Annotated in this window: 6 protein-coding genes; 3 read left to right on the top strand and 3 right to left on the bottom strand. The window is 43.6% G+C overall.

What is annotated here, in order from left to right:
* Together CAG68_RS02865 and CAG68_RS02860 are read left to right on the top strand one after the other, a co-directional pair.
* A partial coding sequence (locus CAG68_RS02865) for an immunity 49 family protein (RefSeq protein WP_237667829.1) occupies positions 1-738 on the top strand: 738 nt, incomplete at its 5' end.
* A 322-nt stretch (positions 739-1,060) separates the two neighbouring features.
* Entirely contained in the window at positions 1,061-2,281 is a 1,221-nt protein-coding gene (locus tag CAG68_RS02860; RefSeq protein WP_161440758.1) for an ammonium transporter, read from the top strand.
* A 32-nt stretch (positions 2,282-2,313) separates the two neighbouring features.
* Here the strand turns inward: CAG68_RS02860 and CAG68_RS22105 are convergent, their stop codons facing one another.
* The gene (locus tag CAG68_RS22105; RefSeq protein ID WP_005377524.1) at positions 2,314-2,487 is read right to left on the bottom strand and encodes a hypothetical protein; all 174 of its coding nucleotides are present in this window, start codon (positions 2,485-2,487) and stop codon (positions 2,314-2,316) included.
* A gap of 118 nt (positions 2,488-2,605) precedes the next feature.
* Here CAG68_RS22105 and cobB point away from each other — a divergent pair, with 118 nt between their 5' ends.
* Entirely contained in the window at positions 2,606-3,337 is a 732-nt protein-coding gene (gene cobB, locus CAG68_RS02855; protein WP_005377522.1) for a Sir2 family NAD+-dependent deacetylase, read from the top strand.
* An 88-nt stretch (positions 3,338-3,425) separates the two neighbouring features.
* On the opposite strand, the gene CAG68_RS02850 is transcribed toward cobB, so the two are convergent.
* Both CAG68_RS02850 and CAG68_RS02845 read right to left on the bottom strand, forming a co-directional pair.
* Complete coding sequence (locus CAG68_RS02850; protein ID WP_033905298.1) at positions 3,426-4,463, bottom strand: extracellular solute-binding protein; 1,038 nt, start codon at positions 4,461-4,463, stop codon at positions 3,426-3,428.
* Between the two features lie 249 nt (positions 4,464-4,712).
* A complete protein-coding gene (locus tag CAG68_RS02845) occupies positions 4,713-5,744 on the bottom strand; it encodes an extracellular solute-binding protein (protein ID WP_161440757.1) in 1,032 nt (343 codons plus the stop codon).
* Positions 5,745-5,860 lie beyond the last annotated feature (116 nt).

Below are 5,860 nucleotides of genomic sequence, written 5' to 3'. Positions count from 1 at the left end.
GTTTGGGAGCAAGTTAGGTTATATACTTTATTTCCAGTGTCTGAACTAAATGACCGAATAGGAACGCTGCGTCTATTTGAAGCCTCGATAATGCAAGCTAGCTATCATCGACTGGCTCAAAAACCTGAAAGCTCTTTGACGGTTAAGGTACCTGATCATCCTGAAATAACTTGGAAAGGCGAAGGTATTTTAAAAACAGGTTTCATTTGCCCCTCAATGTGGCTAGATGCGTATTTTACCTCTGTCATCGTTCGTGACAAAGCTAGCATGGACGTATTGGCAAACTTTCCTATTTCTTTGATGAGACAGAGCTCTACCAAAGCGGGTGAGCTGTCTTATATGCTAGTAGACGTCATTCAGTCGTTCCACAATCGCACATCAGATTATCCTGATAAGCTGGTTTCAGCAATGGACGCGGCGGTAGCTCAAGGAGATAACTGGGCGTTGGAAATTGCGATGGGGATCCTAGAAACCTTCGCAGCGCTCACTACTAATATTGGTTATGATTTTGAGGAAGCGCTCGTTAAAAACCTACAGTTCCAAGAGAAATATCATCTTAGAGAATTAGGACCAGATAGGATAGGCATCAGAACTTTTATCAACTTCCCTCTGCTTGGCATGGCTTGCATGTGGTACGACAAAGGCAACCGTCTATCTGTTGAAACTGGTTGGCTTCCTCCCTATCTTGTCGAAGGACGTTGGTTAGAAGATGTAAAAGCAGGGAAGATCACTCGATAAACCCCTTTAGTTAGCAATTCAGTATATAAGCCACCTCTCATGAGGTGGCTTTTACGTTTTGTTGAGCTATATGGTGCGCATTATGTTGGTGCACTAAAACCATATTGGTGCACTTATTAGCGTGTTAAGCACCATTTCAAGAATGCGTAGTTTTATTAAAGTTCATACAAAACAATAAATTAAAGTGTAAGTGTTAGAAATGTAAATTGTGGAATGAGAATTGCTCTGTTAGACGCTCTATAAATTAAGTTCACCAAATTGGTGATGAGCCTAACTTTGATGCACAGGATAAGTGCGCTACAGATCAACGGAGACAATCATAATGAGTGTAACTGCCAATCAGGTACACGGCGCTGTACAAACTCTCACGCAAAGTTCCGACACACTTTTCTTACTACTTGGCGCAATCATGGTTTTTTTGATGCATGCTGGTTTTGCTTTTCTTGAAGTAGGAACCGTGCGCCAAAAGAACCAAGTTAATGCTTTAGTTAAAATCTTGGCCGATTTCGGTATTTCCGCCATTGCGTATTTTTTCATTGGATACTGGGTCGCTTATGGCGGCACCTTCTTTGCCGATGCAGAGACGTTATCTCAAGGCAATGGTTACGAGTTGGTGAAGTTCTTTTTCTTGCTGACTTTCGCTGCAGCGATTCCCGCTATTGTTTCAGGTGGTATCGCAGAACGAGCTCGTTTTTATCCGATTTTAATCGCAACATTTTTCACTGTCGGTATTGTATACCCACTATTTGAAGGAATGATCTGGAACGGAAACTTTGGCGTTCAATCTTGGTTTGAAAATACCTTTGGTTATGGCTTCCACGATTTTGCAGGTTCAGTCGTTGTGCATGGTGTTGGCGGCTGGATAGCGCTTGTTGCCGTCGTGTTTTTGGGCATGAGAAAAGGCAGAGTTCGAGCAGGAAAGCATACCAACTTTGCACCTTCGAATATTCCGTTTTTGGCTTTGGGAGCTTGGATCTTATGTGTGGGGTGGTTTGGCTTCAACGTCATGTCAGCTCAAACCGTGTCAGGCATAAGTGGCTTGGTGGCTATGAACTCATTGATGGCAATGATCGGGGGCATTGTCGCGTCACTGTTGGCTGGTAAGGATGACCCTGGCTTTATTCATAACGGCCCACTAGCTGGCTTGGTTGCTGTATGTGCGGGCTCAGACTTAATGCATCCTATCGGTGCTTTAGTGACAGGTGCGATTGCTGGCGTGCTATTTGTTTATCTTTTTACCCACCTACAAAACAAAACCAAGATTGATGATGTGCTAGGTGTCTGGCCTTTACACGGTGTATGTGGCGCTTGGGGTGGTATTGCCGCGGGGATCTTTGGCCAAAGCGCATTGGGTGGGCTAGGTGGCGTGAGCATTATCGTTCAGCTTCTAGGAACGCTTTTGGGCCTTTCCATCGCAGTGCTTGGGGCGCTTGCAGTCTACGGCGCGATTAATACCAGTATGGGACTAAGGCTTTCAGAAGAAGACGAATTCAATGGCGCTGACCTAGCCATTCATAAAATATCTTCGACCAACGAGGATTGAGGCCAATATGGGAGCGGCATAAAGCCGCTCTTTTAGCAATTGTCTTTCTTGGCTTGGCCCGGAGGACAGAAATTACCATTACCTCGATGGTCATCATCATTGGTGCTGACTCTTACCTTTACATCATCGACTTCGCCTTCAACATTGGTAAGTTGACAGCCTGCCAAAGTCAGAAGCAATGTAAACGTTAGAGATACTTGTCTCATTGCTGTTCCTCTTAAATTGTAATTCTAATAGTGACCATTACGACTATGGTCTAATCCATATTACTACTGTTGCTATTCTTTCAGTGTTAAGCTAATGAAAAAACAGCAAGGATGAGTTATGAATTTCCCTTATAGAAATATTGTAGTACTTACTGGTGCAGGTATCTCGGCCGAATCTGGTATTCAAACATTTCGTGCGCAAGATGGCCTATGGGAGAATCACCGTATCGAAGATGTAGCAACGCCTGAAGGGTTTGCTCGCGATCCGGACCTTGTTCAAGACTTTTACAACCAACGCCGCAAGAAACTTCAAGATAATGCGATAAAGCCTAATGCAGCGCATGAAGCATTAGGTCGGCTAGAGGCTGAGTTAGAAGGTAAAGTGACAGTCATCACTCAAAATATAGACAACCTTCACGAAAGAGGCGGCAGTCAGAATGTGATTCACATGCATGGTGAGTTGCTCAAGGCGCGCTGTAGTGAATCTAACCAAGTAGTAGAGCACAATGAGGACATTAAGACAGGCGAACTTTGTCACTGTTGTCAGATCCCTTCACAAATGCGACCACATATTGTTTGGTTTGGTGAAATGCCACTGCGAATGGGTGATATCTACGCGTCATTAGAAGAAGCAGATTTGTTTATTTCTATTGGGACTTCTGGCGTTGTGTATCCCGCAGCAGGTTTTGTTCATGATGCAAAAATGCACGGCGCACATACCATTGAAATTAACCTAGAACCTAGTGCGGTAGAAAGTGAATTTGAGGAAAAACGCTACGGAAAAGCAAGCGTTGAGGTTCCAAAATTAGTTGACGAGATACTGGCTCTAGAAGGAAAAGAAAGAGCGTAATAACTTCAACAGGAAGAGTTTTTGTCTTGTCATTAAGAACAAAAAAGCGGCTCATGAGCCGCTTTTTCATATCTTTAAAACTAACGAATTAGTTGTTCACTTTTAGCTTTTGGAAGTACTCATCGTACATTACGCTCGCTTCGCCAACTTCATCTTGCCAAGTACCGCTGTCCATCACTTCTTGTGGTGGGAAGATGCTTGGATCATTAGCAAATTCTTTCGGTAGCAGATCGTGTGCCGTTTTAACTGGAGTAGGGTAACCAATCTCTAGTGCGATTTTAGCTGCATTCTCAGGACGTAGTAGGAAATCGATCATCTTATGAGCGGCGTCAACGTTCTTCGCGCCAGTTGGAATAGCTAAGCTGTCCATCCAGAAGATAGTGCCTTTTTCTGGCCAGATGATGTCGATGTTCGCGCCTTCTTGACGAGCCATGTATGCAGAACCGTTCCAAAGCATGCCTAGTGAAACTTCACCCGCAAGGTAAGGGTTTGCAGGAAAGTCTGAGTTAAATACTAATACGTTTGGCATTAGCTTTTTCAGTTCTTCGTAAGCGGCTTTGATTTCTTCTGGGTTAGTCGTGTTTGGTGAGTAACCAAGCTTAGTCAATGCAATGTGGAATACTTCGCGAGAATCATCCATCAGCATTAGTTGACCCTCCCACTTACTATCCCAGAAATCATCCCATTTAGAAACCGATGACTTGTCTAGCATGTCAGCATTGATACCAATACCGGTCGCACCCCAAATGTATGGGATAGAGTAGTTGTTGTTCGGATCGAACGGTTTGTTTAGGAAGTTAGTATCAAGATCGGCAAAATGAGATAATTTCTCTTTGTCGATCTGTTGTAGCATGCCTTCTTTACGCATTTTAGAGACGAAATAGGTAGACGGTACTACCAAGTCGTAACCAGAACCTTGAGTTTTTAGTTTTGCGTACATACTCTCGTTAGATTCGTATGTAGAGTAAATAACTTTGATTCCGGTTTCTTTTGTAAAGTCTTCAAGAACTTCGTTTGGAATGTATTCCGACCAGTTGTAGAAATACAGTTCTTGATCAGCAGCCATTGCAGGGGTAGCGATGAGCGTCGCTGCACATAGAGCGCTTGCGTAGAATTTACTTTTCATTTGTTTTCCGTTTTGTTTCGCGATTGGACAAGTCAATACTAGCTGGAGTTATCAAGTTGAGCCAAATCGCAGTAAGCACAAATATGTTCATTTAGCTTGAATATCGTTGTCTCCTTGTTATGAGACGATAAATCTATGATACCAAGACAAACAAACCTAGCAACGCGCGATTATATCAGCCTAAGACAAAAATAGGCAGCGTATTGCTGCCTATTTTCCTATGGTTGATGACTTGTTACACAAGCTAGATTATTGTCCCGCTTTCAGCTTTAGGAAGTAATCTTCGTATTTAACGGTTAGATCACCAACCGCATCTTGCCATTCAACGCGGTCAAGGTCTTCTTGAGAAGGGAACAGTGGTGCAACGTCTTTAAACTTAGCATTCGATTCTTCCACCGCCGTTAGGTAGCCAGTATCACGAGAGATTTGCTCTGCGATTTCTGGGCGCAGTAGGAAGTCAATCATCTTGTGAGCGGCTTCTACGTTCTTCGCACCGGAAGAGATAGCGAAGTTATCAACCCAGCCGATACCGCCTTCTTTAGGAAAAACGAGTTTAAGGTTCAGGCCTTCACTTTGTGCCGCTGCGGCGCTACCGTTCCAAAGCATACCAACGCCCACTTCACCAGACATGTAAGGTGCGCCAGGGTTGTCAGAGTTGAAAACTAAAACGTTAGGCATCAACTTTTGTAGCTCAGCGTACGCCTCATCGATTTGCTTAGGGTCTTTTGAGTTACCTGAGTAGCCAAGTTTACGCAGAGCGATATGGAACACTTCACGAGTGTCGTCCATCAACATTACTTGACCTTCAAGCTCAGGCTTCCATAGGTCAGCCCAGCTTTGGAAGTCGTTTGGATCGTACATATCTGCGTTAACCGCTAGGCCTGTAATCGCAACAACGTGTGGGATAGAGTAGTCGTTACTTGGATCGTAAGGCTTGTCTAGGTAGTTTTTATCTAGGTTGCCGAAGTTTTTCAGCTTAGTCTTATCGATCTTTTGTAGCATGCCTTCGTCACGCATCTTCGCCACGAAGTACGTTGAAGGTACTACTAGGTCATAACCTTGGTTATGAGTTTTTAGCTTTGCGTACAAAGTTTCGTTCGACTCGTAAGTCGAGTAGATCACTTTGATGCCAGTTTCTTTAGTAAATTGCTCTAGGATATTACTGTTGATGTAAGGACCCCAGTTCATAAATACTAGTTCTTTCTCATCCGCTGTCGCTGTACCAGAGAACAGAGAAAGCGCACATGCACTACCAGCTAATAGAGTAGCCCATTTTTTCATTGACGTTAGCTCCAAACCAAACGTTGTCCAATTTTGGACGATAGATAGAAAACAGAATGCCATTTTACCATTTTAGTTTGTGGTGTTAACAGATCCGGATTCTGCTTCACTTTTTC

The sequence above is a fragment of the Vibrio sp. V42_P2S4T144 genome (assembly GCF_009904715.1).
GTDB classification, from domain to species: Bacteria; Pseudomonadota; Gammaproteobacteria; order Enterobacterales; family Vibrionaceae; genus Vibrio; species Vibrio alginolyticus.
Note: the sequence above shows the minus strand (reverse complement) of the source record. Positions and strands in the feature narration are given on the sequence as shown.